Here is a 25,451-nt window from a genome sequence, read left to right as displayed (position 1 = left end):
GCTGCGGGGCTCGCTCTTCGCTCGGCCCTATCGGGCTGGCCACCCCTCCGCAGCGCTAGTCCGGTCCCATCGTATAGCCGATGAGTCCTAGGCGCCTTCGGTATTGGGGGCTACGCCCAGCAAATAGGCGTTGCCTCAAAGCGAAGCCATACTATTCATGCCTTTGGGGCAGCTCAACTTCAATGCCCGAAGACGGCATCGTAAAACCGGAATAGTTTTTCCTCTTCCTTGCCCCAGTGCAGGGCTTCGGCCGCGTGCAGCGCTGCACCCTGTATTTTTTCATACCAAGCGGTGTCGTCCAGCAAAGGCCGTACTGCACCAGCTATGGCCTCAGGGGTAAGCTGCTCAAGCAGTACAAAACCGGGGTGCTGTTTGTAAAGGGCCTTGTACTCGGGGAAAGCCATGTGCAGTCCTGGCAAGCCCGCCTGCATATAATCAAAGGTCTTGTTGGCCAAGGAGAAGTAATAGCTGAGCCCTTTATTTTCCAAGAGATTGAGCCCTATGCTCGCTTTAGGGGTCAGCTCAGCTAGGGCATCAGGGGTGAGGTAGCCCCAAAAGCGTACCCGCCCGCTGAGCCCCATGGTAGCGGCCTGCTGACGGAGGGCATCTGAACAATCGCCCTCGCCAGCCAGCCAAAGAGTGGTGCCTGGCAAGTGGGGCAAGGCTGCAATCGCAACTTCCAGCCCCCTGCCTTCGTTTAAGGCCCCCTGGTAAAGCAAGATGCGGGGCTCTGGGCGGGGGAGCACTGCGGGCACAGGCCGGGGGAGGGGCACATTCCGGATCACTTCAAATGGCACCCCGTACCGCGCTTGGAAAACCCTTGCCAGCTCACCTCCTACGGTATAGGCATATTGGATACGGGGGATCAGTGTCCGGGCCAAGCCTTCCCATACCCGTTGTACTATTGGCCGGCGCACCACTTCCGGTACTTCAGTGAAGTATTCGTGAGCGTCGTAAATACAAGGCTTGCGCCTAAGGGCGCACCAAAGCCAGGCTGGCAGCAAGGTGTCCAAGTCTACTGCGCACAGCGCATCAAAGCGCTGTACGGACAGCCATAGGAACAGCCGGATATTGTACTCCAGGTAAAACAGCTTGCCGGATTGCCATCGGCAACGCAGGCGGATTTGCCGAAAGGGCTCTTTAGACAACGGGCGGGAGGCTGTGCGCACTCTGCCCACTAGCACCACTTCATACCCCCTACGGCTCAGGCTTCTGCAAATGCGGATCATGCGCTGATCGTAGGTGAGGTCATTGGTTACCGTGCAGATTATTTTTTCCAATGCAGCTTATCTTCTGTTTTATCTATGTAGCCTTCATCCAGCAAGTACTCTAGGGCACGCAGCACCTGCTCGTGCCGGTTGGGCGGAAAAGACTCCATAAGCTGATTCACGTTCAAGGGCTCCCTTACGAGGACCATTTCTATCTTCGCCTGATAGCGCTTGTAGTCTTCCTGGCTCAATGCTGCTTTGTTGCGGCCGGTGCACACATCACAGATGCCACAGCGCTCGCTTGAAGTTTCGCCAAAATAAGCCAGCAGTTGTTGGGGCCTGCACTGTGGCAGCTCTGCGTACCGGATAGCTTGTTGGATGCGCTCGTACTGCCGGTTTTTACGGAAGTTGTGCAGCTGATGATCGAGCAAGAGGTTGTCGGCATCTACCCGCTCCTTAAGGAAAAGCAGCTGAGGGGAATCTTTCTGTTCTTCGTACACCACAATCCCGTCTTGATGCAATTTGCGCAGCATCTTGATCAGCTCCCCCTTGGGCAGTTTCAGCGCTGCAGCGAGCTGCCCTTCCCGAATACGGATGGTAAAGTTGAAAGCTCCCTGATAAGTGCGCAGGATGAGCTTCAGCAGTTTGTCCAATTTTGGGTTGCGCAGCTGATAATCGTAAAGGACCTCCTTGCCCACCTTGATGAAGAGGGAGGAAGGGACAAAGACGGACTCAGTCAGGGCTATCCAGCCAGATTGCTCCAGAATGCGCAGGGCACTGTAAACCTGGAAAATATCCAGCTGGAAGTTTTGAGCGAAAGCGATCAGGTCAAAGTCGAAGCTCTGCCCCTCACCGCTGCCTACTGCCAGCTGCAGGTAGCTGCCCAGTGCCCGGTATACCCGCCTCACTTCTGACAAGGGAGGGAAGGACTGCTCAAACTGCCGTAGGAGGCGCTCCCCGTCAGTGGGCTGATAAAGCAGCACTGCGTAGGATTTCTGCCCATCGCGCCCAGCCCGCCCAGCTTCTTGGAAGTAAGCCTCTAAGCTGTCCGGTAGTTCTAGATGGACGACGGCCCGCACGTCCGGTTTGTCTATGCCCATCCCAAATGCATTGGTACAGGCCATCACCCTGCAGGCCCCTTTCATCCAGGCTTCCTGTTTGGCTGTGCGCCCTTCGCTAGAGAGGCCAGCGTGGTAATAATCAGCTGCAATGCCGTGGCGGCGCAGCAGCATGGCCACTTCCTTGGTCTTCCGCCGGTTGCGCACATAGACGATACCGCTGCCTTTTACCCTTTTGAAAATATCCACCATTTTCTGGGCTTTGCCTTCTTCGTACAGCACGGAATAGGACAGGTTGCTTCGGGAAAAGCTTTTTTGGAATACCTGCTCTTCGGGGAAGCCCAGCTTCTCCTGTATATCGGCCACCACTTCGGGGGTGGCAGTAGCGGTCAGGGCCAGCACAGGCACCCCCTTGGGCAGGAGCTCTCTGATCTGGGCGATCTCGAGATAAGGCGGGCGGAAATCGTACCCCCATTGGGAAATGCAGTGGGCTTCGTCCACAGCTAAAAGGTTGACCTGCATACGGCTGATGCGGGCCTGCGCTAAATCGGTCTTCAGGCGCTCGGGCGACAGATACAAAAACTTGATGTCCCCATACACACAGTTATCCAGGATGCGGTCAATATCCTTGTGCCGCATACCGCTGTATATGGCTTCGGCTTTGATGCCCCGCTTGCGCAGGTTTTCTACCTGATCTTTCATGAGGGCAATCAAAGGGGAAACGACAATGCAGATGCCTTCTTTGGCCAGGGCAGGCACCTGAAAGCAAATGGACTTGCCCCCTCCTGTAGGCAAAAGGGCTAGTGTATCTTTCCCTTCGAGGGCAGACTGTATGATGTCTTCCTGCATGGGGCGGAACTGCTCGTACCCCCAGTATTGCCGCAAAATCTCAATGGGTGCCCTGCTCAATCGTACGTCATTTTGGTACGCTCGGAAATTACGAACTCATTGTGGATAAACAAAGGAAGTGCGGTTAGGGCTGTACAAAAGCCATCTGAAGCTTGCCGCTTGGTTTTCAAGGTGGGCTTGTGGCTTTTTGAGGAGGAGGGGCAACAAAAAAGGGCACCTATTGGTGCCCTTTCAGGATATTCAGTGGAGGTAGACGGAGTCGAACCGACGACCTCTTGCATGCCATGCAAGCGCTCTAGCCAGCTGAGCTATACCCCCTGAGTAAATCACGCCTTTCTTATAAAGCGATGGCAAAAGTAAAACCTTCTGCTGAAAGGTGCAAGCCTCTACGGCAGACAAATGATAAAAATTATTTTTTGCGTTCAAAGATCTGTACGTAGCCGCCTATGTCTGCTACCGGTTCGTAATATTTAGTGCGGTAGGCAGCAAAGCGCTCATCTTCAACCGGCACCCGGAAAACCATGAAGCGGGGGTTGGCGGCTGTGATTTTTCGGATTTCGTTGTCAAGGGGGATTTCCATAGCTTCGATGTGCTTGTCGAGCCAGAAAAGGGAAGGGTGGACGTAGCGGGTCAGTGGCAGGCGGTCGGTCAGGTAATAGATGGCCTGATCTTCTTGGGTGTAGATGGCTTCCCCAGGTTGCAGGCGTGCGTCAATATACGCTGCGGCAGCTCTGACATTATCGGGGCGGTCGAGATAGTCCTTTTTCTGCAGCAGCAGATGGCCGATGAGCAGCAGGCCTAAGAGAGGGTACCCGATACGCGGCCGGCGGGCCCAGCGGAGCCAGGAAGGGGTTTGTTGGGCAGGCAGGCTGAAAAACTCCCCGGCAAGGAAGCTGAACGGAAGCATAAACTGAATGTAGTAATGCCCGAACGCATTGCCCGGGATAAGCACAGAACAAAGGGTCGCTATTGACCAGATGATGCCGAATAGGCGGGTATCGCCCGGCAGCTCTTTTTGCCGTAAGGCGATGACATAGAGTAAGGTGGCCGGCAGGAAACGGGCAAAAAATTGGAAAAAGAAACCCAGGTAATGCCCTAGCCCGCGAGAGGACGGATACCGGCCCGCAACCGTGAAGGAGTGGAACCAGAACGTATCGAAGTGGCCCTGCTTGAGGTACCAGGAAATGACTAGGGCGAAGGGCAGGGCTGCGCCAATGGCCATGACAAATGCACGGGCTAAGGCTTTGACTACATTGCCTTCCCGTGTAAGCGCCAAAACCACGAGGAAAAGCCCCCAGGCTAGCCCGTCAAACAGCACGACATACTTGATGACGAAGCCGGCCCCCAAGCCTATGCCGGCCAGGAAATACCCCCATACCGGGGGCTTGCTAAGGAATATCCAAAGAGATAGCGCGGTGAACAGGTTGAAGTAGGTCTCTGTATTCGGAGATACCCCGTAGCGGGTATAAATGGAGTTGAGCAGAATGTAAAGGATGCCGGCAGCCAGACCGGCCGCATGCGTACTGCCCATGCTCCGCTTGGCCCGGTAGAGGAAGAACGACGTCAGGCCAAGGGTAAGGGCTGCTACGAGCCGATATCCGAATATGCTGTGCCCAAGCAGCGGTTTGAGGGCAGCGAAGATCAGGAATATCCCAATGGGCTTGGTGTCTATGTAGTCTACCTGATAGGTATGCCCTTTGCTGATGGCATCTGCAATAACGAGGTAGGTCGACTCGTCGTGGTCAATGACCGAAGGGAAAAAAGACAACAGCCTTACGACGACTGGCAGTAAGAGCAGAATGAGGAAGGCTTTCTGTTGTTGTGTCATATCTAAAGTTGGCAAGTCATTTCCTGGCTTGATCCGCAGGAGGGCGGTTTCAGGGTGTAAAGGTCGCAGATATTTTTGAAAAAGAAAGGGAGAGGAGGATACGAAGTGCCCAGACGGGCGGCGGTATGGAGAAGGCCCTTTGCAAAGGCAAGCCCTATCGGTGCTTGTAGGGGTTATCCAGCCATGGGCTGCGAACTGCTTCTCAGCTACTCTAAGTCAGCGCGCTTGCGCAGAATCAGTGCGATCTGCTCTACAATATCCAAATTGTCGCGCTTTCGCAAATAGCTGGCCTGACGTGCGAGGTGTGCCAAGCCTTCCAGCCCGGGCTGGCCTGCGAAGACAGCTGCTGCGTCGCCATGGTTCCAGTATCCGCTCTCATCAGCCACTTCTAAGTCGTGTAGGTATTTGGATTGGAGGTAGCGCAGGAGGTGGACGATAGCGATGTGGTTGTCGGGCGGCAGCTCTGTAGTAGGTGCTGCGATCCAAGTCGGGGTGACCTCATAGTTGTGGGCGGCACTGAGCGCGACCTGCACGGGGGAGGTAAGCACGCCTGAGGCCCCAAAGCAGAACAGGAGGGGCTGCCGTGCGCTGGCAATTTTTAGGGCTATACCCTTGAGGCCGAGGTTGCCAACTACTTCAGGCTGGCCAGAAGTGCTGAGCTGAATATGTGCGGAAGGGCGGGTGTTCCAGGGGGCATCGTACCACTGCACACCCCAGCCCAGCGAAGCAGCGATGTCCTCAACTTCTTCAAGGAAAGCAGAAAGCTGCCGCTTGTCTGTCAGCGCCCCTTGGTAATGTAGTGCGAAAGCCATTAGGCAGGCTGCAGCCCTGCCCGGCTGGCAATTTGACGGGCAATGATCTCTCCGTGGCCCCGTGTATTTTCGATAAATAGGCGGTTGGTCTCCATGCCAGCACAAAGGACCCCCGCGAGATATACATTGGGCAGGTTGGCCGATTCGAGGTTAGCTGCATCGTGTGCGGGTATGCGCTCTTTGCCAGGGGAAACCTCCAGCCCCAGCTTTTGGAGCAGCCCATAGTTGGGCTGATACCCGGTCATCGCCATTACCCAGTCGTTGGCGATCCGGAAGGCTCCTTCGGGGCCCTCAAGGACTACATCGTCTGTATGGATAGCCTTCACCCGGGTATTGAAGTAAGCCGAGATGCTGCCTTCTTTGATCCGGTTCTCTATATCTGGCTTGATCCAGTATTTGACGCCCTTGTAGATGTCATTGCCCCGAATGGCCATACTCACCTCAGCCCCTTTCCTCCAAAGCTCAAGAGCGGTTTGGCAGGCCGAATTGGCAGCACCGACCACAAGCACCCGTTGCCCGATATAAGGGTGTGCGTCATCATAATAATGTTTGACCTTAGGCAGCTCTTCTCCAGGCACTTGCATGAGGTTGGGGGTATCGTAAAAACCGGTAGAGACAACCACGCTGTGCGCACGGTACTGTTGCCGGGAGCTGTGGATGAGGTAGCCGCCATCTGGGTGCTGTTCCATCCGGACAACAGGTTCATAAGTGCGGACGGGGATGCCCCATGTCTGCTGAATGCGGCGGTAATACTCCAGCGCTTCCCGCCGGGTAGGTTTATCGGTATGAGAGATAAAGGGGACGCCGCCGATTTCCAGCTTTTTAGAGGTGGAAAAGAAAGTCATGTTGTCAGGGAAATGGTAGATGGAATTGGCCAGCATCCCTTTCTCCAAGACGATATAGTTGAGGCCTTCACGGGCAGCGGCAATGGCACAGTTGAGCCCTGTAGGGCCTCCACCAATGATAACGAGGTCGTACTGCTGCATGTATCTGAGCGGGTTTGATGCAAAAAAAAGAAGCCTTGCTAGAAACTTGCCTATAATGGAACAGGCAAAAGGCTGCGGAGTTCTGCCCGCCTAGGCTAAAAGCTGGGAGACTTCTTGCAGCAGGTGCTCTGGCCGGACCGGTTTGGCCAGATAGCTGTTGATGCCCACCATACGGCAGCGGTCCCTCTCCTCTTGTGAGGCGGTAGCCGTCAGGGCGAGGATAGGCGTGTCAGATTGTTTCCGGATTTGGATGGCCGCTTCGATGCCGCTGAGGGCAGGCATCTGCAAGTCCATCAATATGAGGTGATAGAGCTGGCTTTGGGCAGCTTCCACTGCTTCCTGCCCATCTTTAGCTGTATCTACGTTGATGAGCGGAGACCACTGGCTCAGGACTTCCCTCGTGGTCAGCCGGGATAATTCATGGTCTTCCGCCAGAAGGATGCGGGTAGGGGAAGAAGGGGGATAAAGCGCCTTTGGGGCAGTTGTTGTTGCAGTCAGGATAGGCACTTCGAGCCGTACTTCCGCCTTGCGGCTGGTTTTCCGCAGCAGCTCAACCTTCCCTTTCAGTGCGGCTGTAATCTGAAAGATGGCAGCAAAAGGCATTTCCTTTTCGCCCTGCAGGGCTACTGCTTCATTGGCGGCCAGGCTGCACTGCATTTCTTGCAGGCGGCTGAGCGGGAAAGCCATGGAATTGAACGGTGCTTTGAGCAGTATTTTGAGGTCTGCATCCCGGCTGCCTTTAACACCGATATTGATAGTCACTTCTTTATCGGCTAGCCCGAAGTCGGTCCCGATCTCAACGAGATTGAATAAAATCTGGCCGAGCTTTTCTTTGTCCGCTTTGATGTACTCCGGCAATTTTTGAGAAACCGACCATTTGACAGGGGCGTTGATTTGCGAAGCCCGAGCAGCTCGGATAAACTCCACTGCGGACAGGATTTCCTGCAATGTGGCTGCTTCCACTCGTGCATTGAGGCCTTGCTGGCCAAAGGAATGCAAGGCGGTCCAGTTGTGGAGGGCAAAAGTAAGGTTTTCGAGCGCGCCGGTTGCCCCCTGCAGCAGCTCTTGCTGCCTTTCATTAAGGGGGGTGTCCCCTAAAAGGTGAAGGTAGTTCATGACGCCAGAGACCGGGGTGAGCAGGGAGGAAGCGAAGTTGAAGTTTTGGGGAGCGGGCGCAGTGCTGCCCTCCTTAGGGGAGGGGGGGATGACCTCCGGCTTCTTCTCTTCTGCCAGGGGCTGTTTGGCTTTTGGCGGTGCTGCCGGCTGTTGCCCGCTGACGTCCTGAATGCTGCCCATCAATACAACGCTGTTGTCCTTCTCTACATAGCTGACCTGAGCACTGACCAGGAGATGCTTGATTTTGGTATTATTGATGACAATGCGGTGCCTGATGTTGTGAGACTCCCCGTCTTTGATAGCTGTTTCGAAAAATTGTTCTACAGCGGCTTTGTCTTCCACGTGGACGTACTTGAGGTATTCCGAGAGGGAAGGGGAGAAGCTATTGGGCGGGAACCCGAAGAAATCGAAAATGTCATCTTCCCACTTCATCGAGTTGTCTATAATGTTCATTTCCCAACGGCCGAACCTTGCGATTTGGTGTGCCAGCCGGTTCCGGCGCTCTTTCTGTATCAGCTCCTCTGCTTTTTCCTGTAGCCGGGCCTGTGCTTCGAACCGTTGGAGGGAGTAGCGGATCGTCCTGACAAGGCTCCTCGAGTCAAAGTCGCCTTTGACGAGGAAATCCTGAGCGCCAGCCCTGACCGATTGGATGCCCATGATTTCATTTTTGAAGCCAGTCATTACAATGACAGGCACATCCGGGGCTTTTTCCCTAAAAAGCTGTAAAGTCTTGAAGCCTTCTACGTCCAGTAGGTTGAGGTCGAGCAGGACGAGGTCCGGGTTGTGCTCCCACAAGAGGTCTATGCCTTCGCCCAAGGAGTCGGAGGCATAGAGCAGGTACTTGAACCGTGCTTCGTCGAGGTAAGCCCGGATCAGGGTAATGTCTGCCGGGTTGTCTTCAATGATTAAGATTTTTGTCTGGTTGCTGATCATTGCTGCCGCTTTAGCGCTTTAAGGGTTGGCCCTTTGAGGGAATAATCATCTTAGCGATATTCCTAGTGTTTGTTCTCGTTAGGCGATTTTGCCGGGCACAATGGCTGTAGATAACCAGAATTCCTCAATTTTATGGATAATATCGAAGAACTTATCGTAGTCTATTGGCTTGTTAATAAAGCAGTTGGCATGCAGGTCGTAGCTTTTTAAAACATCTACCCCTGCATTGGAGGTTGTCAGTACGACTACCGGGATGCGCTTGAGCATATCATCGGCTTTAATGACGCTGAGCACCTCCTTTCCGTCCCACTTTGGGATATTGAGGTCTAAGAGGATGAGGTCAGGTGTTGGCATTTGCTCAAAAGGCGGCTCTTTACGGAGATAGTTGATGGCCTCTACGCCGTCTGTAACGACTTCGAGCTGGATTTTGTTCTTGCTCTCTTTGAAGGCCTCTTGTGTGAGCCGGACGTCCCCGGGGTTGTCCTCGATAAGCAAGATATGATGAATGCTGGCTTGGTTGATCATAAGTCACCTAAATAGTTGAACAGGGTCCGGGCTTTCGAAAATGGCAAAGCCATGCAAGTTAGGCAAGGCCGTCTCTAAAGCCGAACTTCGTGAATGATTTTGTTTTTGGGATGGCTGGGGCAGTTTGGCCCTGAGGGTAAATGGGGGATCTGTCAACGCCAGCAAAAGGAGCAGTGTTGAAGATTCCGTTCCAAATGTAAGGTTTATTTAGCAGCAGTGGAAGAAAGCGTTGCCAATTTGCAGTGCATCACGGCGTTGGGTTGGCAAAACGTAAGGGCTTGCCTATCTTTGGCAAAACTACCAATCGTTTATGCAGCAGATTGCTTCCCTTCAGCAGGCCTTTGAGAAATACCTGCAGGCGCGCGCTTTCAATCAGGAGCCCCAAGGGCTGTACGGGCCAGCTGACTATATCATGAAAAGCACCGGCAAACGGGTCCGCCCGGTGCTGGCTATGCTGGGTTGCCAGATTTTTGGGGGCGATTTGGAAAAGGGCATGGCCGTAGGGCTGGCCGTGGAGGTCTTCCACAACTTTTCGCTAGTGCATGATGATATCATGGACGAAGCCCCTCTGCGCCGGGGCAAGCCTGCGGTGCATACCGTATATGGCTTAAATGCAGGCATCCTCTCGGGTGATGTTATGCTCATTTACGCATACAAATTCCTCTTGGAGGCCGGTAAGCCGGAGGTGGCTGCCAAGCTGGTCGAAATCTTCAATGGTGTGGCCATAGAGGTGTGCGAAGGGCAGCAATATGATGTGGATTTTGAGACTAGGGAAGATGTGGCCATTCCTGAGTACATCCGTATGATAGAGCTGAAAACAGCTGCCCTGATTGGCGGCGCCCTGCAAATGGGTGGCGTGGCGGCACAGGGAGATGCAGAAAGCGTGAGCGCGCTCTGCTCTTTTGGCCGCAGTATCGGCATTGCTTTCCAACTGCAAGATGACATACTCGATACTTTTGGCGACCCTGCCAAATTCGGCAAGAAAGTGGGCGGCGATATCGCCCAAAACAAAAAGACCTTCCTCATCCTGAAAGCCATGCAGCTTGCGCAGGGCAAAGACCGGGAGCGCCTGGCTGAGCTGATGTCTTCTTACCCAGAAGATGAGGCCGGCAAAATAAAAGAGGTGACGGCCCTGCTCCGGCAGCTGGATATCCCACAGTGGGCGGAAGCGCTAAAAGCAAAGTACCAGGCCCAAGCTTACGAAGCCCTGCAGCGAGTGAAAGGGGATGAGGCCGTCAAAAAGGTGCTTTGGGGGCTTTCAGAAAGCCTAATGCAGCGGCAGTCCTAGCCTGTTTCCTGCTGATTGCTTTGGCTGCCGCAGGGGGGCTGAAAAAGCCTCCCCTGCGGTTCGCTTGCTTCAAAGGTTCTTGACTTTTTCCTCCAGCTCAGGCAGTACGCTCATGTCCTCTATGGTAGAAGGAGGGCTGTAGGGCTTCCCGTCCACAATATGCCGCATAATGCGGCGCAGGATCTTGCCCGACCTGGTTTTGGGCAGCCGTTGTACCACCGTTGCCTTTTTGAAGGAAGCCACTGGCCCGACCCGGTCGCGGACCATTTGGACCAGCTCTTTTTCGAGCTGAGCTTCTTCGGTATCTGCACCGGCTTTAAGCACAACAAACCCTACGGGGATCTGCCCTTTGAGGTCGTCGTGAATACCGATGACCGCACATTCGGCTACTGCAGGGTGTGCGGCTACGACTTCCTCCATTTCAGCAGTGGAGAGGCGGTGCCCAGCCACATTGATGATGTCGTCAATCCGCCCTGTGATGAACACATAGCCCTCTTCGTCTATATACCCGCCGTCGCCGGTAAAGTAATAGCCCGGGTAAGGGCTCAGGTAAGATTCAATAAAGCGGGTCGTATCCTGCCAGAGGTTGGGCAGTGTGCCCGGTGCGAGCGGCAGGCGGATCACTACCGCCCCTTCTGTATTGGGGGGCACCGGCTCTCCGTCCGGGCCTACCACCTTGAGGTCGTACCCGCATACCGGCTTGCAGGCCGATCCCGGCTTGACCGGCAGCAGCTCTACCCCTGCCATGTTGGCGAGCATGGGCCAGCCGGACTCCGTCTGCCACCAATGATCTATGACCGGGACCTGAAGGACTGCTTGGCACCATTCCAGGGTAGCTACGTCACAGCGCTCCCCAGCGAGGAAGAGATAGCGGAGGTGGCTCGTGTCGTACTGAGCTTTTAGGCTGGCGGAGGCGTCTTCTTTCTTGATGGCCCGGAAGGCCGTAGGGGCAGTAAAGAACACTTTTACCTTATACTCTTCGATCACCCGCCAGAACGCGCCTGCATCGGGTGTTCGGACCGGCTTGCCTTCGTAAACCACTGTAGTGCAGCCATGTATGAGCGGAGCATAAACGATGTAGGAATGGCCAACGACCCAGCCAACATCAGAGGCAGCCCAATACACTTCGCCAGGCTCGACACCGTACACGTACTTCATGCTGAACTTCATCGCCACGGCATGGCCGCCATTGTCCCGTACGATGCCTTTAGGCTTGCCTGTAGTGCCGGAAGTGTAAAGGATATAGAGGGGGTCTGCAGCATCAACGGGCACACAAGCGGCCGGTTCTGCTTTTGCGGCAGCCTTTTCCCAGTCGATGTCCCTGCCTTCCACCAAGTCTGCCTGATGGAAATCGCGCTGATACACGATGCAGCCTTCTATTTGGTGTTCTGCTTCAGCTACAGCAGCATTGACAATCTTCATGTAGTCAATGACCCGGTCGATCTCTTTGCCTGCGCTTGCCGCCAGGATAAGTTTGGGCTTGGCATCGTTGATGCGTATAGCGAGCTCATGCGGGGCAAAGCCGCCAAAGACGACGGAGTGGATGGCCCCAATGCGCGCGCAAGCCAGCATAGCGACCACCGTTTGGGGGATCATCGGCATATAGATGATGACCGTATCGCCTTTTTCAACCCCCTGTGCTTTGAGCACGCCCGCGAACACCGCCACCTCATCTCTAAGCTCCCGGTAGGTGATGCTGCGCTTCACCCCTGTGACGGGGGAATCGTAGAACACAGCGGGCTGATCGGCCCTGCCATTTTCCACGTGGTAGTCGAGAGCCAGGTAAGCCGTATTCAGCTGCCCGCCTTCGTACCAGCGGTAGAGGTTGTTGCCATCTTTGTAAAGCGCTTTGGCAGGTGGGGTGATCCAGTCAATGCCCTGCGCCTGTTCCATCCAGAAAGATTCCGGATCGGCCATGCTTCGGTCGTAGAATGCTTGATAGGTCATAGTTTATGCTTTAGGGGCATGCAGGTTGCGTCAAAAAAGCAGGCAGGCCAGCTTTATTCGAGCTGCCTGCCTGCCGATCAACAATGCATTAGTTATGTTTTTCCATGATTAAACCAGGGCGTTGTTTTTGATTTCATCCACCACCTCAGGGTTGAGCAGGGTAGAGGTGTCGCCTAGGTTGGAAGTATCGCCAGAAGCTACTTTGCGAAGGATGCGGCGCATGATCTTGCCCGACCTCGTCTTGGGCAGGCCAGAGACCACCTGTATCTTGTCAGGCTTGGCAATAGGGCCAATTTCTTTGGTGACCACAGCCAGTACCTCCTTGCGGAATGCCTCTTCGTCTTCGACCGGGCCGGCAGTAATGATGTAGGCATAAATGCCTTGCCCTTTGATGTCGTGCGGGTACCCTACTACAGCGGACTCAACGACCATTGGGTGCTCATTGATGGCATTTTCTACCTCCGCAGTGCCCATCCGGTGCCCAGACACATTGATCACATCATCCACCCGGCCAATGATACGGTACATGCCGTCTTTGTCGCGGCGGGCGCCGTCTCCCGTAAAGTATTTGTCCGGAAAAGCAGAGAAGTAAGTCTGCCGGCAGCGTTCATGGTCGCCGTAGGTCGTGCGCAGAATAGAGGGCCAAGGGTATTTGATGCACAGCAGGCCTTCTATGCCGTTGCCTTCTAGCTCATTCCCGTCGGCATCCAACAGGCAGGGCTGAATGCCCGGCAATGGGTAGCCGGCGTGGGCGGGCTTCATAGGGCTATGGCTGCCCAGGCCACCGATCATGATGCCGCCGGTTTCGGTTTGCCACCAAGTATCTACAATAGGACAGTTCTTCTTCCCGATTTTTTCGTGGTACCACTCCCAAGCTTCTTCATTGATAGGCTCGCCGACGCTGCCTAGTACAGAAAGGGAGCTGAGGTCGTACTGCTCTACATATTCATCACCCTGTGCCATAAGGGCACGGATGGCCGTAGGGGCAGTGTAAAACTGATTGACCTTTAGTTTTTCGCATACCTGCCAGAAGCGGCCGGCGTCAGGGTAAGTCGGTACGCCTTCGAACATGACCGTAGTTGCTCCTGACAAGAGCGGGCCGTAGACAATATAGCTGTGGCCGGTGATCCAGCCGATATCGGCAGTGCACCAATAAATGTCGCCGGGCTTGTATTGGAATACGTTCTGGAAAGAGTAGGCGGTGTAAACCATATAGCCCCCGCAGGTATGTACCACGCCCTTAGGTTTCCCAGTAGAGCCGGAGGTGTAGAGGATAAAGAGCATATCCTCGCTGTCCATAGGCTCTGCCGGGCAGTCTGTGGGCTGTCCATCCACCTCTTCGTGCCACCATTTGTCCCGGCCAGTTTCCATTTGGACCTCCCCGCCGGTGTTCTGATGTACTAAAACGGTCTCGATACTGTCACAGCCCATAGCAAGGGCATCGTCAACGACTTTCTTGACCGGGATATTTTTGGCCCCACGGGCGTTATAATCCGAACAGATGACCGCTTTGCAGGTAGCATCTTTGATGCGGTCTGCGAGAGCTTGAGCGCTGAAGCCAGCGAATACGACCGAGTGGATGGCCCCGATCCGGGCGCAGGCGAGCACGCCGATAGCCAGTTCGGGCACCATAGGCATATAGAAACAGACCCGGTCGCCTTTCCCTATGCCATTGGCTTTTAACGCGTTGGCTGTTTTGCCTACCTCGGCATGCAGCTCCTTGTATGTATAGGTCTTATTGGGCGCATCAGGGTCGTTGGGCTCAAAGAGGATGGCTACCTGATCGCCTCGCTCTTCGAGGTGGCGGTCCAGGCAGTTTTCTGTGATGTTCATTTGTCCGCCGACAAACCACTTGACGTTGGGCTCTTTAAAGTTCCAATCCAGGACTTTGTCCCACTTTTTCTTCCAGGTGAAGGATGAAGCCTGCTCAGCCCAGAACCCCTCCGGGTCTTCCACGCTGCGCTTATAGACCTCTTTGTATTCGTCAAAGGAATTGATCTGAAGTGTCATGCGATCTGTTTTTTGGTAAGCCTTTGTATTTGGTCGGGCCATATTGAAAGGCTTTGCTTAGTAAATATCTAGATATTTAGATGTTTATATCTGTAAAGAAAAAAAATTAGATTCGGTTATCCAAATTCTACGACCTCATTTATTGTATTGATGAGCTCATTGTTGTCGAAAGGTTTGGTCAGGTACACTTCGCCCCCGTTGGCATATCCGTTGGATTTGTCTTCCGGGGTCCCTTTTGCAGTGAGGAATATGATACGGGCGTTCTCGAGCTCGGGCAGGCTGCGCACTTTTCGGGCCACTTCGAAGCCGTCCATGCCAGGCATCATGACATCGAGGATGATGATGTGGGGAGCCTGCTGCTGTGCAGCGAGCAGGGCTTCTTCTCCATTGGAAGCTTTAAACACTTGGTAACCGGCTTGTTTGACCAGGAATTCGAGCGCTACAAGGATGTTAGGCTCATCATCTACCAGTAATACTTTGGTTTTCTGTTTGTCCATAACTTAATGCCTGGATAAAATATTCTTTGCCTGGTGCCAGGGTTAGCAGCTAAAATTACAGTTTTTTCTGTAATTAAAAAATAATTCAGCGAATATCAGCCGCTTTGGCAAGGGGCAGGATTACCCGGAAAGTGGTGTGCCTCCCGGGCTGGCTATCTACGCTGATACTGCCGTGGTGCTGCTCTACAATGGTTTTGGTGATGAAGAGCCCCAGGCCACTGCCTTGGGGCTTGCCATGCTTGTGGTCGCTGATCTGTGTGAAGCGGTCGAAGATCAGTTGCTGCTCCTTTTCGGGTATCCCCTTGCCATCGTCTGTCACTTCGATGACTGCGCTGCCCCCGTTCAGCATATGGATGTGCAGCTGCACTTCAGAGCGAGCAAACTTAATGGCATTAGACAAAAGGTTGATCACGGCCTGTGTGAGCCGGTCGTGGTGCCCTGCAATAGCGATCTCATGCTCTGGAAGGAAAAGCCGGCCGTTCAGCTGTTGTTCTTTCATCAGCCCTTGCAGCCCTTGGAACGCTTTCTCTGCCAGGGCATTGAGGTGGATGGGGCGCGGCTCGAAAACCAGCCGGCTGGACTGGATTTTTTCTAGGTCGAGCACTTGATTGATGAGCCGGGTCAGGCGTTCGCTTTCGCTCACTACAATATCCAGGAATTCCGCCCGCTGCTCCTGCGACAGCCCTGGGGTTTCGAGCATGATTTTAGAGAGGGCTTTGATAGAAGTTATGGGGGTGCGGAGTTCATGAGTGACGGTGGTGATGAAGTCGGCTTTGAGCCGGTCCAATTCCTGAAGCTGTTCATTGGCGGCCTTGAGCTTGGCTGTGGTTTTTTCCAGTTCGGCAGATTTTTTCTCCAGGGCTTTGCTGTACTGCACAGCCTCCCGGGTCTGCTCCAGTACCCGGAACATTTCCTCCAGGCTGATGGGGTCATCTTTGGCAATAGAGCTGATGATGATTTTAGCGGAAGCGGCCCCTATAGAGCCTGCCAGGTGGGTTTCCGCATAGTTGATAAGGTCTGCCCCAGCGGTTTCCTGTTTACTGAGGTTGACCCGCTTCCTGTTTTCGTAGGCGGTCAGGAGGCTTTGTGCGCGGGTAGGGCCAAGGAAGCGGTTGAGCAGGATGCGCAGATCCCTCACTTTGGCGCGCCGTTTGACGAGCTCGTAATCAGCAGAGCGGAACACGTATTTATTGATATTGACAAAGAGGTCTGCTTGTGAAGCTTCAAGTGGGCTCTGCCTGGTATTTAGGGAAACGATGATGAAAACGGAGGTGTTCAGCAGTAAGCTCCAGAATGCCGCATTAGCAATAGGGCTCGAAGTATCGAGCCCAAATAAAGCATGCGGCCTGAGCAGGGCGATACCGCCCAGCCCGTCTGCTACGAAGCCAGGGCTTATCAGCCCGGCCTCTGTAAGGGTAGGCAGGGGAAGGGTGTAAGCCCAGATGAGGAAACCGGTGGCCAGCCCCCAGATCGCCCCTTTTTTAGTAGCCCGCTTCCAATAAACCCCGCCAATCAGGATAGGTGCAAACTGGGCTACCGCAGTAAAGGAGATCAGCCCTACCGAAACGAGGGAGTACTGCTCCCCGACAGCCTTGAAGTAGGCATAGGCCAGCAACAGCACAACGACGATGCTCACCCTGCGGATGCCCAGCAAGCGGTGGTTGAGGTCGGTATTCCCGCTTTCGCGGAAGCTCATATCCCGGAGCAGGATAGGCAGGACGAGGTTGTTGCCTATCATGATGCTCAGCGCGATTACCGCAACGATGACCATGCTGGTAGCAGCCGAAAACCCGCCGAGGCTAATGAAAAGGGCAAAGGCTTCATGCCCCATAGACAAAGGGATGCTCAGGACGTAGCTGTCTGGCTCTACGCCCCCTTCTGGGAACAGGAGCAGCCCGGCCAAGGCAATCGGCAGCACAAAAATGTTGATGAGCAGCAGGTAGAGCGGGAACAGCCAAGATGCTTTGGCGACTTGGTCCGCATTGGTGTTTTCTACAACCCCTACATGAAACTGACGGGGTAAGAGCATGATGGCGGACATGGACAGGAAGATGAGCCAAAACCATTCCCACCCATTTAAGCCTACTGCTTCTAAGGTGAACAGCCTGCTTATGCGCGGCACTTCAGCTGCTTTTGCAAAAAGGTCGCCAAAACCATCATAGACCCCGAACGTGACAAATACGCCTATAGCCAGAAAAGCGATCAGTTTGAGGACGGATTCAAACGCAATCGCTGCAACGAGCCCCCCGTGCCGTTCGTTGGGGTCTAGGTGGCGGGTGCCGAACAGTATGGTGAAAATGGCCAGCGCTATAGCGATATAGAGGGTAGAGTCGGCGAAAAAGGGGGTGTCGTGGTGGGATATGCTGCCGCTCTGCCCCTGATAGACGAGCAGGTCGAAGCTGGTGGATATGGCTTTGAGCTGTATGGAAATGTAAGGGATGATGCCCAGTACAGCGATCAGGGTAGCCATGATGCCCAGCCAGGCGCTTTTGCCATAACGGGATGAGATGAAATCAGCAATGGAGGTAATGCGCTGCGACTTGCTGATGAGGATGATTTTGCGCAGCAATAACCACCACAACGGCGCGGTAATAGCAGGCCCCAGATAGGTGGGCAGAAAACCGAGCCCGCTAGTCGCTGCACGGCCCACGCTCCCGTAATAAGTCCAGGCGGTACAGTAGACGGCCAGCGAGAGGGCGTATATGCCTGAGTTGGACACCAGGCTTTTGCCCGATTTCTCCCGCTGCTCGGCCCACCAGGCGATTAGGAAGAGCAGGCCCATATAAGCCAGCGAGCAGATTACGATGAGGGCAGCTGACATAGGCTCAGAGCTTGTTCTTGGCAGAGTGGGGCTTGACAATTAGTGCGGTAAGCCCGATCAGGGCGAGCCAGCACACAAAAACATACCAGTACAAAGCAGGGAGCCCGCTCCACAATTTTTGGTTGCTGAACAGGCTGATGATCGGAAAGTTGAATAGCAGGAAAGCCAAGGCGAACAGCCCCAGCAGTTTGGTGCTCCGGTCTTGCTCAGTCATAGCGCTGTGGGTTGGCTGTGCTGGCTAATATAGCAATTTTGGCTGGCTAGTGGATTGAGCCGTAATTTTTTGACAATTAAAGGCCACGCATTAGAGGCTTAAGCGTGGAAATACTATCAAATAATCCGGTCTAGCCGCACTAGTGCTTAGCTCAAAGCTCCAATGAGGTGCTTTTTATTCTGGCTCGGCGGGTGCAAGGCAGTGGCTTGTGTTGTTGGCAGGGGGGCTGAACTAAGGTGCCCCGACGTGCCCAAAAACTGAACGGCCTGCTTTAATAGCTATAAAAAGGACAAAGCGGATATAGCTGGATCTGAAAAGGCCCGGCTTTGGCCTAGGCCGCAGTAAGCATTTCATGGCCCCTAAAAGCACAAGCTGCCTACGTAAGCCTCTCAGGCGGCTGCCTGCTCTTCTTCCTCCCCAGGCCACATACCGAAAAAGCCAGGGTTGAGGAAGCCGCTTTTGATAAGGGCCCAGAGGAACAACAGGCCGAAGGCGCCAAGGCTGACGGATACAAGGAAGTGGCCATGCAGCTGCGGCTCAAGGTATAGCCTTAGCCCAAGCGTGCCGATGATGTAAAACGAAACAATAAAGTCGGATGCCTTGCGGCCGATACGGATTTTCATGAGGGATGAGTTTACTGAATAGATTTAGCCAGGCAGGCTGTCCACCTGCCTGGCTATCTAAAAAGAGATCTGTGTTAGTGGGCATGTGCTTCGCCAGCACCACTTGGCAGGCGGATATCCTCAACGATGTCCTGTACTTCCTGCGGAGGTGGAGGGGTCATTCTGGACACAGCGAAAGACACAACGAAGTTGACTGCCATGGCAATTGTGCCGAAGCCTTCCGGCGATATGCCGAACCACCAGTCTTCTGCGGTGCCGCCGCCAAAGCCACCGAGCTTGTACTTGATCATGTAAAACAGCATCAGCGTGATGCCCACGATCATGCCCGCTACAGCGCCTTGCCTGTTCATGCGCTTGTCGAAGATGCCGAGGATGATGGCCGGGAAAAAAGAAGCGGCTGCTAGCCCAAAAGCGAGTGCGACCACCGCAGCCACAAACCCCGGCGGGTGGATGCCGAAGTAGCCGGCTACTATAACTGCGAAGACGGCCCCGATACGTGCAGACAGCAGCTCTCCCTTCTCTGAGATGTTAGGGTTGATCTGCATTTTGATCAAGTCTCGGGAAATGGACGTGGAGATGACAAGCAGCAAGCCAGCAGCGGTAGACAAGGCAGCGGCAAGGCCGCCCGCAGCAACGAGGGCGATGACCCAAGCCGGAAGGTCTGCGATTTCAGGGTTGGCCAAAACCATGATGTCCCGGTCAATAGTCAGCTCATTGGCTGATTTGTCTGCTACATACTGAATGAGGCCATCGTTGTTTTTGTCCTCGAATTTGATGAGCCCAGTCTCTTCCCACTTTTTGAACCACTCTGGCATGCCAGCATACTGCTGCTCGCTCACCGTAGTGATGAGGTTGGTACGGGCAAAGGCTGCGATAGCTGGCGCAGTGGTGTATAAGATGGCAATGAAAATCAGGGCATAGCCTGCAGAAATCCGTGCGCCTTTTACATTAGGAACGGTAAAGAAGCGGACGATCACGTGCGGCAGCCCTGCCGTGCCGACCATCAGGGCAAAGGTGATGGCGAATACGTCAATCATGCTCTTGGTGCCGCTAGTGTACTCCGCAAAGCCTAGGTCGCGGTGCAGCTGATCGAGCTTGTCGAGCAAAGCCATATTGCTGCCGTCTGTCATATTGCCGATGAGGCCCAGCTGAGGGATAGGGTTGCCGGTCATATTTATGCTGATGAAAATGGCCGGCACCATAAAGGCAAAGATGAGGACACAGTACTGTGCTACCTGTGTGTAAGTGATGCCTTTCATGCCGCCAAGCACAGCGTAGAAAAAGACGATCGCCATGCCGATGTATACGCCGGTGTTGATGTTCACCTCGAGAAAGCGGGAGAATACCAGCCCTACACCGCGCATCTGCCCGGCTACGTAGGTGAAGGAAACAATCAGTGCACAAATGACGGCTACGGTCCGGGCTACGTTGGAGTAATACCGGTCCCCGATAAAATCCGGGACCGTAAACTTCCCGAATTTCCTTAAGTACGGGGCTAAGGTTAACGCCAGTAGGACGTAACCGCCGGTCCAGCCCATAAGGAATACACCGCCATCGTAGCCCATAAAAGAGATCAGGCCCGCCATGGAGATGAAAGAAGCGGCAGACATCCAGTCTGCTGCGGTTGCCATGCCATTGGCAATGGGCGGGATGCCCCCGCCAGCTACGTAGAACTCCTGTGTGGAGCCTGCGCGTGACCAAATCGCAATGCCGATGTAGAGGGCAAAGGTCAGGCCAACTATGATGAAAGTCCAGGTTTGAACACTCATATCGCTAATTTTTAATGTTTAAGGTAATACCGGGGCAAGGGAAAGCCGAAGGCTATTCGTCGTACCCATATTTCTTGTCCAGTTTGTTCATCAAGCGTACATAGACGAAAATCAGGATGACAAACACATAAATAGAACCTTGCTGCGCGAACCAGAAGCCCAGCTTGGCGCCGCCGATGCGCACGCTGTTGAGCGGCTCGGCCAGGAAGATGCCCAGTACATAGGAAGCGACGAACCAAATGGCCAGCAGGATGAACAGGTAGCCCAAGTTCTCCTTCCAGTACTTTTGCGCTTTGTTGTCGGTAGACATAAGCCTCGAATTTTAAATGTGATGAATGATATGGTCGTGCCACAGGCCTTTCCCGCGGCTAAACGTGGTTGAAGGCCGCGGGCCTATAAGAAGATATGGGCCTGTAGGCGGATCTGCCGTACGTCCTGTATCTCCCCATTGGCGTCCAGGCCGCCCTCGCGGATGTCGTTGCTGATGGTATGGTACTCGAGCGTCAGCTTAGCATTGTGCCCGTTGATGAAGTAGTTGAGGCCGATATCCAGTGCCTGTGTGTTCTCCTCATACCCTTCGTAGCTGCCAGTCTGGAATGCTATATAAGGCATGAAGCGGGAGTTGGGCAGCTTGTAGCCTACATGGCCATAAAATACAGAGCCTGTGCCCGCCCAACGGCTGACGTAGTTCTCGCCATAATTGAAGCTCATGAAAGAGGCATAGGCGTTCAGGCAGTCGCCCTCGCCCAAGGGCATATCCAAGAAGGCGTCCACCGCGAAGTGGCTCACGCTTTCGTGCTCTTGGGAGGTGGTATTGTACATGCCGTTGGGGTGGGCAAAAAAGCCAGCGCCTACTGCAAATACTTTTTTCTTGCCCAGGTAGGTGCCTACAGCATAGGGGAGCTTAGTCGATTCCGTATCCCAGAAATTGTAACGGAAGTAGCCCTCTATGATAGAATTGCCCACAGGGTCTCCGTTCTCATCCGGTACCGCAAAACCATTGTACTCCAGCCCAACGCCATTGCTGCTGCGGTCGGCCTGCAGCCCGTTGCGGCCAGGGTTGTTCAGGGCCAGGCGGTAGTCGAACTTGCCCAGCTGGCCTTTGGCGTATATGCCCAAGTGGCGCGCAAACTGATCGGTCACGGCCAAAGAGTGCCAGTGCACAAAAGGACGGGTATTGTCCATGGTCATGAAGTTCAGCGTACTGGCATTGGCCATGCGCGTGAGCCCCTTCCAATAGTGAAGCCCGCCGCCCAGGTAGAGGCTGTTGTCGTTGCTCACCTTGAACTCCGTCCAGGCATCGTGCAAGAACAGCTGTGGCGCATCCGCGTTATTGCCCAGGCTCGAAAGGTTGCCCGGCGTGAGGTTGTTCAGTCCAAAGTGGGTCAGTATGAGGAACCGGGGCGAGATCTGCGCGTACGCCAGCATGCGCGAGCGCCGTACAAAATGGGTCAGCTGGGTTTTGGAGTCCTCAACCGCCAGGTTGTTCGTCTGTGACCAGTGCTGATGCCAAATGATGAACCGCAGGTACTTGGACCCGTCTTCGCTGAAGTCAATCTTCAGTGGCTTGTAGGAATGGTCCACCTCCGGCTTGTCCTGCGCCTGTGCCTGCCCTGAAAATCCGATGAGCAGCAGCAAAAGTGCAGTTAGTTTTGTCAGTCGTTTCATAACTGTGGATGTGTTTTGTAAAGTAATCAATCAACGAAACTTCTGCTAAAGTATATAGATATGTATATGTCTACAACTTTTTGGCTTGTTTTTTTTCAGCAGCATCAGAATTTTACTTCAAACCAAGCGCGCTATACCAATATTTCTTTCGGTAGGGCCGAGGGCGGCAAATCTGCTTTGGTGTGGAAAACACACTAAGCAAGGTGGGGGAGAGGGCACGGCACGATTAGCGGGAACAGGCTCTGATGATCGTTTCTTATGGGGCCTGCCCCTGCTTGAAAGCAGGCGCCGCTATGCTGCGGGGCTCGCTATCCGCTCGGCCCTGACGGGCTGCCACCCCTCCGCAGCGCTAGTCCGCTGCCCACCTGAAGCCAATGCTTCCGGCATTTGGGCTGTTCATGATACCGTTAAGAGCACAGTGTGTGGGCATAAAATGGGCCGAGGGGCATTTGCTCTGCTATAGGTACAGCATGTGGTGCGAGCCTGGCCACATGCGGCAAGCCTGGGCTAGGGCTATGCCCAACCGGATGCACCGCGGGCATGGCATGCCGGTAGGTAGCTGGCGGACAGTGCCAATATGGGGGCGCTTGGCGCAAGGGGCTGTGCAGCGCGGGGGAAGGAAAGTCAAGCCTTAAAGCACCTTGATCAACGTCTTGATGATCTCGTGGAACTCTGGCCGGGTGAGGGAGTAAAGGGAGTTCTTGCCGTCCCGTTCTACAACCACCACATCCTTGTTTTTGAGGATGCGCAGGTGGTGGGAAGCGATGGCCTGCTCAATCTGCAGGTGCTGGTAGATATCCGTGACCGTCATCTGGCCATTATTGCTGAGCAGGTCAATGATAGCAATGCGGATGGGATGAGCAATCGCCCTTAAGGTCTCAGTAGAGTCTTCCAAGAAGTGGACATTAAAGTGAGTCTTCATCGAAATACTGCATTGGGTAGTCAGGGCGGCTTTAGCGCCAAGCAAGGCGCAAAGATATAAATATAATCAAGACTAAGGATATAAACAAATATATAGGTCTATTTGTCAGTCTGGCTGGGGCGCCAAAATTTGTATATTGTCAGCGCTGCACCGCCAATGCCTGTGTAAAAAAAAGGGGGTGGTGCTTTTAAAAGCCTGTAAATCAATAAGCCATGAATAGGATTGTGTACGTTGTGCTCTTTCTGCTGTGCGCTGCCCCATTGGCAGGCACCCTGACTGCACAGGATAGCGACATGCGGGAAAAGGCCCGGCAACTTGCAAAAGAATACTTGATCACGGACGGGCACGTGGACTTGCCATACCGCCTGAAAGTGCGCAATTTCCGCCTTGAGCGGGAATATTTGGGCATACCTGTGGAGACTGCAGATGGGGACTTCGATTATGTACGCTCCAAAGCCGGCGGGCTGGACGCCCCTTTTATGTCCATTTATATCCCCGCTTCTTATGAAGACAATGGAGCGAAGCTTTTGGCAGACTCCCTCATCGATATGGTGGAAGGCATTGCCCGTGCACACCCGGATAAGTTCGCGCTCGCTGGCACACCTCAAGAGGCGGCTGCCAATTTTGAAAAAGGGCTGATCTCCCTTCCTATGGGCATGGAGAATGGTTCCCCCATTGAGCGCAAGCTGGAGAATGTACAATATTGGTACGATCGTGGCATCCGCTATATCACCCTCACTCACAGCAAGGACAACCACATTTGCGACTCTTCCTATGATACCACAGGTACTTGGAACGGGCTCAGCCCTTTTGGGCGGGAAGTCGTCCGGGAGATGAACCGGGTAGGGATCATGGTAGACATCTCGCATGTATCTGACAGCACTTTTTGGCAGGTCATGGAGCTGACCGAAGTGCCCTGTATCGCCTCCCATTCTTCCTGCCGGAAGTTTACTCCTGGCTTTGAGCGCAATATGAACGACGATATGATCCGGCGGCTGGCAGCGAACGGCGGGGTCATTCAAATCAACTTTGGCTCTACTTTTCTCGACGGGGAGGTACGAAAGGCCTTTGATGAGAAGCGGGCACAGCTCGATGCCCTGCTCAAGGAGAAAGGGCTGAGCTATGAGGACGAGGAAGCCGAGGCCGTCATTCAAAAATTCCAAGAAGAAAATGAGGTGCTATTGGCCGACGTAAAAACTGTCGCTGACCACATCGACCACGTCGTAGCGCTTGTTGGAGTTGGCCACGTAGGTTTTGGCTCAGATTTTGACGGGGTAGGGGATACCCTGCCCACTGGCCTGAAGGACGTCTCCCAGTACCCCAATTTGATTTACGAGCTGCTGAGCCGGGGGTATTCGGAAGCGGATATAGAAAAAATCTGCTACGGCAATGTCTGGCGGGTATGGAATGCGGTGGAGGCTGCGGCAGGCAGGTAGGCTGATGTTCAGGCTTTGATCTGGGCGATGGCCTGGCTCATAGGTTGGTTTTCAAAAGAGCGGACGAGCCAAAGGGCTTTTCGGAGCAGGAAGCCTTTTGGGTGGGCAATGCCCCTGCCTATGCTTACGACAGTACGGTCAGCTTGTTGAAGGCGCTGCTCCAACGCGGCCCCCTGCAGGGGCCAGAGCTCAACAGCGAGCTGCCAGGAAAAAGCGCGCGCCTTGGCCATGCTGAAATTGACGATAGCCTCGTCTTTGTCATCGGCAAGCCAGTCCAGCAAAAATAGCAGGGGCGATACCCGGCCCAGCCGCTCCTGAATCTCGTTTACAAGGCTGGCTAGTATAAGGTTGACCCGGTCAAAGTCAGTCTTTAGAGAAGAGAGGGGCTTGCCTTTCATGAAGGTGCTGCCGGCCAGTGCGAGGTCATAATTGATGTGTGCGTTCATGCCTAATAGCAGATGCTGTGCCAGCGCCAAGTGCTGGGCGGCCTGCCCGAAAGCAAGCGCCCAGCAGCCGGGCACTGCCCGGCCGGATTTCCATTGGGCATGAGCATCAAGATAAAGGTTGGCAAAAACGACATCGAAAGCCTCCATCCGCGGGCCGTCTTCAAAATCGCCCCGGGCTATCCCCCGGGCGATTTCGGCAGTAGTGCGGCGGTAGAGGTAGGCAAAAAGCCCCCCTGCATCCTCTTCTGCTAGGGCTCTTGCTATGATGAGGTCAAGCGCGTTCAGGACTTCGGGGATAGATTGTGGTTGCATCGGCTGATGGTTTGCATGAAGGTAAGCAATTGCGGTGAGCTGCTCAATACAGGATGGGATGAGGGGAAAGGGAGCGAAAAGCGGGGTGAATTTTAACCAAAAGCTATATGTTTGCCGGAGCCCGGCCTTTCCTGCGCTCTTGCATGCCGGGGCTATTCCTAACCATTACACCAAATATTCACC

20 protein-coding genes and 1 tRNA gene are annotated in these 25,451 nt (G+C 54.2%); 2 read left to right on the top strand and 19 right to left on the bottom strand.

The window, feature by feature from the left end:
• Nucleotides 1-179: 179 nt before the first annotated feature.
• The 8 genes from FRY97_RS00410 to FRY97_RS00375 form a co-directional block, all read right to left on the bottom strand.
• Nucleotides 180-1,280 carry a glycosyltransferase family 4 protein gene (locus tag FRY97_RS00410; protein WP_147165433.1) on the bottom strand — a complete coding sequence of 367 codons (1,101 nt, stop codon included), beginning with the start codon at nucleotides 1,278-1,280 and terminating at the stop codon, nucleotides 180-182.
• Nucleotides 1,268-3,175 carry a RecQ family ATP-dependent DNA helicase gene (locus FRY97_RS00405; RefSeq protein ID WP_147165432.1) on the bottom strand — a complete coding sequence of 636 codons (1,908 nt, stop codon included), beginning with the start codon at nucleotides 3,173-3,175 and terminating at the stop codon, nucleotides 1,268-1,270. The genes FRY97_RS00410 and FRY97_RS00405 overlap by 13 nt, the downstream gene beginning before the upstream one ends.
• 184 nt (nucleotides 3,176-3,359) lie before the next feature.
• A tRNA-Ala gene (locus tag FRY97_RS00400) sits at nucleotides 3,360-3,433 on the bottom strand.
• A gap of 91 nt (nucleotides 3,434-3,524) precedes the next feature.
• A complete protein-coding gene (locus FRY97_RS00395) occupies nucleotides 3,525-4,943 on the bottom strand; it encodes an ArnT family glycosyltransferase (RefSeq protein ID WP_147165431.1) in 1,419 nt (472 codons plus the stop codon).
• 206 nt (nucleotides 4,944-5,149) lie between these two features.
• Complete coding sequence (locus FRY97_RS00390) at nucleotides 5,150-5,755, bottom strand: hypothetical protein (protein ID WP_147165430.1); 606 nt, start codon at nucleotides 5,753-5,755, stop codon at nucleotides 5,150-5,152.
• Nucleotides 5,755-6,741, bottom strand: a complete 987-nt coding sequence (locus FRY97_RS00385; protein WP_147165429.1) for a YpdA family putative bacillithiol disulfide reductase — start codon at nucleotides 6,739-6,741, stop codon at nucleotides 5,755-5,757. The genes FRY97_RS00390 and FRY97_RS00385 overlap by 1 nt, the downstream gene beginning before the upstream one ends.
• A 90-nt stretch (nucleotides 6,742-6,831) precedes the next feature.
• A complete protein-coding gene (locus tag FRY97_RS00380) occupies nucleotides 6,832-8,790 on the bottom strand; it encodes a response regulator (protein ID WP_147165428.1) in 1,959 nt (652 codons plus the stop codon).
• Between the two features lie 78 nt (nucleotides 8,791-8,868).
• Nucleotides 8,869-9,315 (bottom strand): response regulator, encoded by a 447-nt coding sequence (locus FRY97_RS00375; protein ID WP_147165427.1) that lies wholly within the window; start codon nucleotides 9,313-9,315, stop codon nucleotides 8,869-8,871.
• Between the two features lie 310 nt (nucleotides 9,316-9,625).
• Here FRY97_RS00375 and FRY97_RS00370 point away from each other — a divergent pair, with 310 nt between their 5' ends.
• Nucleotides 9,626-10,603 (top strand): polyprenyl synthetase family protein, encoded by a 978-nt coding sequence (locus FRY97_RS00370; protein WP_147165426.1) that lies wholly within the window; start codon nucleotides 9,626-9,628, stop codon nucleotides 10,601-10,603.
• A 69-nt stretch (nucleotides 10,604-10,672) separates the two neighbouring features.
• Here the strand turns inward: FRY97_RS00370 and FRY97_RS00365 are convergent, their stop codons facing one another.
• The 10 genes from FRY97_RS00365 to FRY97_RS00320 all read right to left on the bottom strand — a co-directional run bounded on the left by FRY97_RS00365 (nucleotide 10,673) and on the right by FRY97_RS00320 (nucleotide 23,074).
• Entirely contained in the window at nucleotides 10,673-12,550 is a 1,878-nt protein-coding gene (locus FRY97_RS00365; protein ID WP_147165425.1) for an acetate--CoA ligase, read from the bottom strand.
• A 108-nt stretch (nucleotides 12,551-12,658) separates the two neighbouring features.
• Nucleotides 12,659-14,560, bottom strand: a complete 1,902-nt coding sequence (gene acs, locus FRY97_RS00360; RefSeq protein WP_246141491.1) for an acetate--CoA ligase — start codon at nucleotides 14,558-14,560, stop codon at nucleotides 12,659-12,661.
• A gap of 116 nt (nucleotides 14,561-14,676) precedes the next feature.
• Nucleotides 14,677-15,057 carry a response regulator transcription factor gene (locus FRY97_RS00355; protein ID WP_147165423.1) on the bottom strand — a complete coding sequence of 127 codons (381 nt, stop codon included), beginning with the start codon at nucleotides 15,055-15,057 and terminating at the stop codon, nucleotides 14,677-14,679.
• A gap of 85 nt (nucleotides 15,058-15,142) precedes the next feature.
• Nucleotides 15,143-17,878, bottom strand: a complete 2,736-nt coding sequence (locus FRY97_RS00350; protein ID WP_147165422.1) for a sensor histidine kinase — start codon at nucleotides 17,876-17,878, stop codon at nucleotides 15,143-15,145.
• A 4-nt stretch (nucleotides 17,879-17,882) separates the two neighbouring features.
• A complete protein-coding gene (locus FRY97_RS00345; RefSeq protein WP_147165421.1) occupies nucleotides 17,883-18,092 on the bottom strand; it encodes a hypothetical protein in 210 nt (69 codons plus the stop codon).
• 389 nt (nucleotides 18,093-18,481) lie between these two features.
• Nucleotides 18,482-18,715: a hypothetical protein gene (locus FRY97_RS00340; RefSeq protein WP_147165420.1), complete on the bottom strand. Its 234-nt coding sequence runs from the start codon at nucleotides 18,713-18,715 to the stop codon at nucleotides 18,482-18,484.
• 74 nt (nucleotides 18,716-18,789) lie between these two features.
• Complete coding sequence (locus FRY97_RS00335) at nucleotides 18,790-20,484, bottom strand: sodium:solute symporter family protein (protein ID WP_147165419.1); 1,695 nt, start codon at nucleotides 20,482-20,484, stop codon at nucleotides 18,790-18,792.
• 52 nt (nucleotides 20,485-20,536) lie between these two features.
• On the bottom strand, nucleotides 20,537-20,794 hold the full coding sequence (locus FRY97_RS00330) for a DUF4212 domain-containing protein (protein ID WP_147165418.1): 258 nt from the start codon (nucleotides 20,792-20,794) through the stop codon (nucleotides 20,537-20,539).
• Nucleotides 20,795-20,877: 83 nt separating this feature from the next.
• Nucleotides 20,878-22,152 carry a porin gene (locus FRY97_RS00325; protein WP_147165417.1) on the bottom strand — a complete coding sequence of 425 codons (1,275 nt, stop codon included), beginning with the start codon at nucleotides 22,150-22,152 and terminating at the stop codon, nucleotides 20,878-20,880.
• Nucleotides 22,153-22,783: 631 nt separating this feature from the next.
• The gene (locus tag FRY97_RS00320) at nucleotides 22,784-23,074 is read right to left on the bottom strand and encodes an ArsR/SmtB family transcription factor (RefSeq protein ID WP_147165416.1); all 291 of its coding nucleotides are present in this window, start codon (nucleotides 23,072-23,074) and stop codon (nucleotides 22,784-22,786) included.
• Nucleotides 23,075-23,286: 212 nt separating this feature from the next.
• On the opposite strand from FRY97_RS00320, the gene FRY97_RS00315 reads away from it, so the two are divergent.
• Nucleotides 23,287-24,510, top strand: a complete 1,224-nt coding sequence (locus FRY97_RS00315) for a dipeptidase (protein WP_147165415.1) — start codon at nucleotides 23,287-23,289, stop codon at nucleotides 24,508-24,510.
• A gap of 8 nt (nucleotides 24,511-24,518) precedes the next feature.
• Here the strand turns inward: FRY97_RS00315 and FRY97_RS00310 are convergent, their stop codons facing one another.
• On the bottom strand, nucleotides 24,519-25,268 hold the full coding sequence (locus FRY97_RS00310; RefSeq protein ID WP_147165414.1) for a DUF5995 family protein: 750 nt from the start codon (nucleotides 25,266-25,268) through the stop codon (nucleotides 24,519-24,521).
• Nucleotides 25,269-25,451: the final 183 nt, after the last annotated feature.

The sequence above is a fragment of the Phaeodactylibacter luteus genome, from assembly GCF_007993045.1.
Lineage (GTDB): Bacteria > Bacteroidota > Bacteroidia > Chitinophagales > Saprospiraceae > Phaeodactylibacter > Phaeodactylibacter luteus.
Note: the sequence above shows the minus strand (reverse complement) of the source record. Positions and strands in the feature narration are given on the sequence as shown.

What these genes read in the sequence shown, in the direction of transcription:
- FRY97_RS00325 (WP_147165417.1), bottom strand. Translation starts at nt 22,152, where the DNA reads ATGAAACGACTGACAAAACTAACTGCACTTTTGCTGCTGCTCATCGGA.
- FRY97_RS00345 (WP_147165421.1), bottom strand. Translation starts at nt 18,092, where the DNA reads ATGACTGAGCAAGACCGGAGCACCAAACTGCTGGGGCTGTTCGCCTTG.
- FRY97_RS00395 (WP_147165431.1), bottom strand. Translation starts at nt 4,943, where the DNA reads ATGACACAACAACAGAAAGCCTTCCTCATTCTGCTCTTACTGCCAGTC.
- FRY97_RS00340 (WP_147165420.1), bottom strand. Translation starts at nt 18,715, where the DNA reads ATGAAAATCCGTATCGGCCGCAAGGCATCCGACTTTATTGTTTCGTTT.
- FRY97_RS00390 (WP_147165430.1), bottom strand. Translation starts at nt 5,755, where the DNA reads ATGGCTTTCGCACTACATTACCAAGGGGCGCTGACAGACAAGCGGCAG.
- FRY97_RS00385 (WP_147165429.1), bottom strand. Translation starts at nt 6,741, where the DNA reads ATGCAGCAGTACGACCTCGTTATCATTGGTGGAGGCCCTACAGGGCTC.
- FRY97_RS00320 (WP_147165416.1), bottom strand. Translation starts at nt 23,074, where the DNA reads ATGAAGACTCACTTTAATGTCCACTTCTTGGAAGACTCTACTGAGACC.
- FRY97_RS00370 (WP_147165426.1), top strand. Translation starts at nt 9,626, where the DNA reads ATGCAGCAGATTGCTTCCCTTCAGCAGGCCTTTGAGAAATACCTGCAG.
- FRY97_RS00375 (WP_147165427.1), bottom strand. Translation starts at nt 9,315, where the DNA reads ATGATCAACCAAGCCAGCATTCATCATATCTTGCTTATCGAGGACAAC.
- acs (WP_246141491.1), bottom strand. Translation starts at nt 14,560, where the DNA reads ATGACACTTCAGATCAATTCCTTTGACGAATACAAAGAGGTCTATAAG.
- FRY97_RS00365 (WP_147165425.1), bottom strand. Translation starts at nt 12,550, where the DNA reads ATGACCTATCAAGCATTCTACGACCGAAGCATGGCCGATCCGGAATCT.
- FRY97_RS00330 (WP_147165418.1), bottom strand. Translation starts at nt 20,794, where the DNA reads ATGTCTACCGACAACAAAGCGCAAAAGTACTGGAAGGAGAACTTGGGC.
- FRY97_RS00350 (WP_147165422.1), bottom strand. Translation starts at nt 17,878, where the DNA reads ATGTCAGCTGCCCTCATCGTAATCTGCTCGCTGGCTTATATGGGCCTG.
- FRY97_RS00335 (WP_147165419.1), bottom strand. Translation starts at nt 20,484, where the DNA reads ATGAGTGTTCAAACCTGGACTTTCATCATAGTTGGCCTGACCTTTGCC.
- FRY97_RS00315 (WP_147165415.1), top strand. Translation starts at nt 23,287, where the DNA reads ATGAATAGGATTGTGTACGTTGTGCTCTTTCTGCTGTGCGCTGCCCCA.
- FRY97_RS00380 (WP_147165428.1), bottom strand. Translation starts at nt 8,790, where the DNA reads ATGATCAGCAACCAGACAAAAATCTTAATCATTGAAGACAACCCGGCA.
- FRY97_RS00310 (WP_147165414.1), bottom strand. Translation starts at nt 25,268, where the DNA reads ATGCAACCACAATCTATCCCCGAAGTCCTGAACGCGCTTGACCTCATC.
- FRY97_RS00355 (WP_147165423.1), bottom strand. Translation starts at nt 15,057, where the DNA reads ATGGACAAACAGAAAACCAAAGTATTACTGGTAGATGATGAGCCTAAC.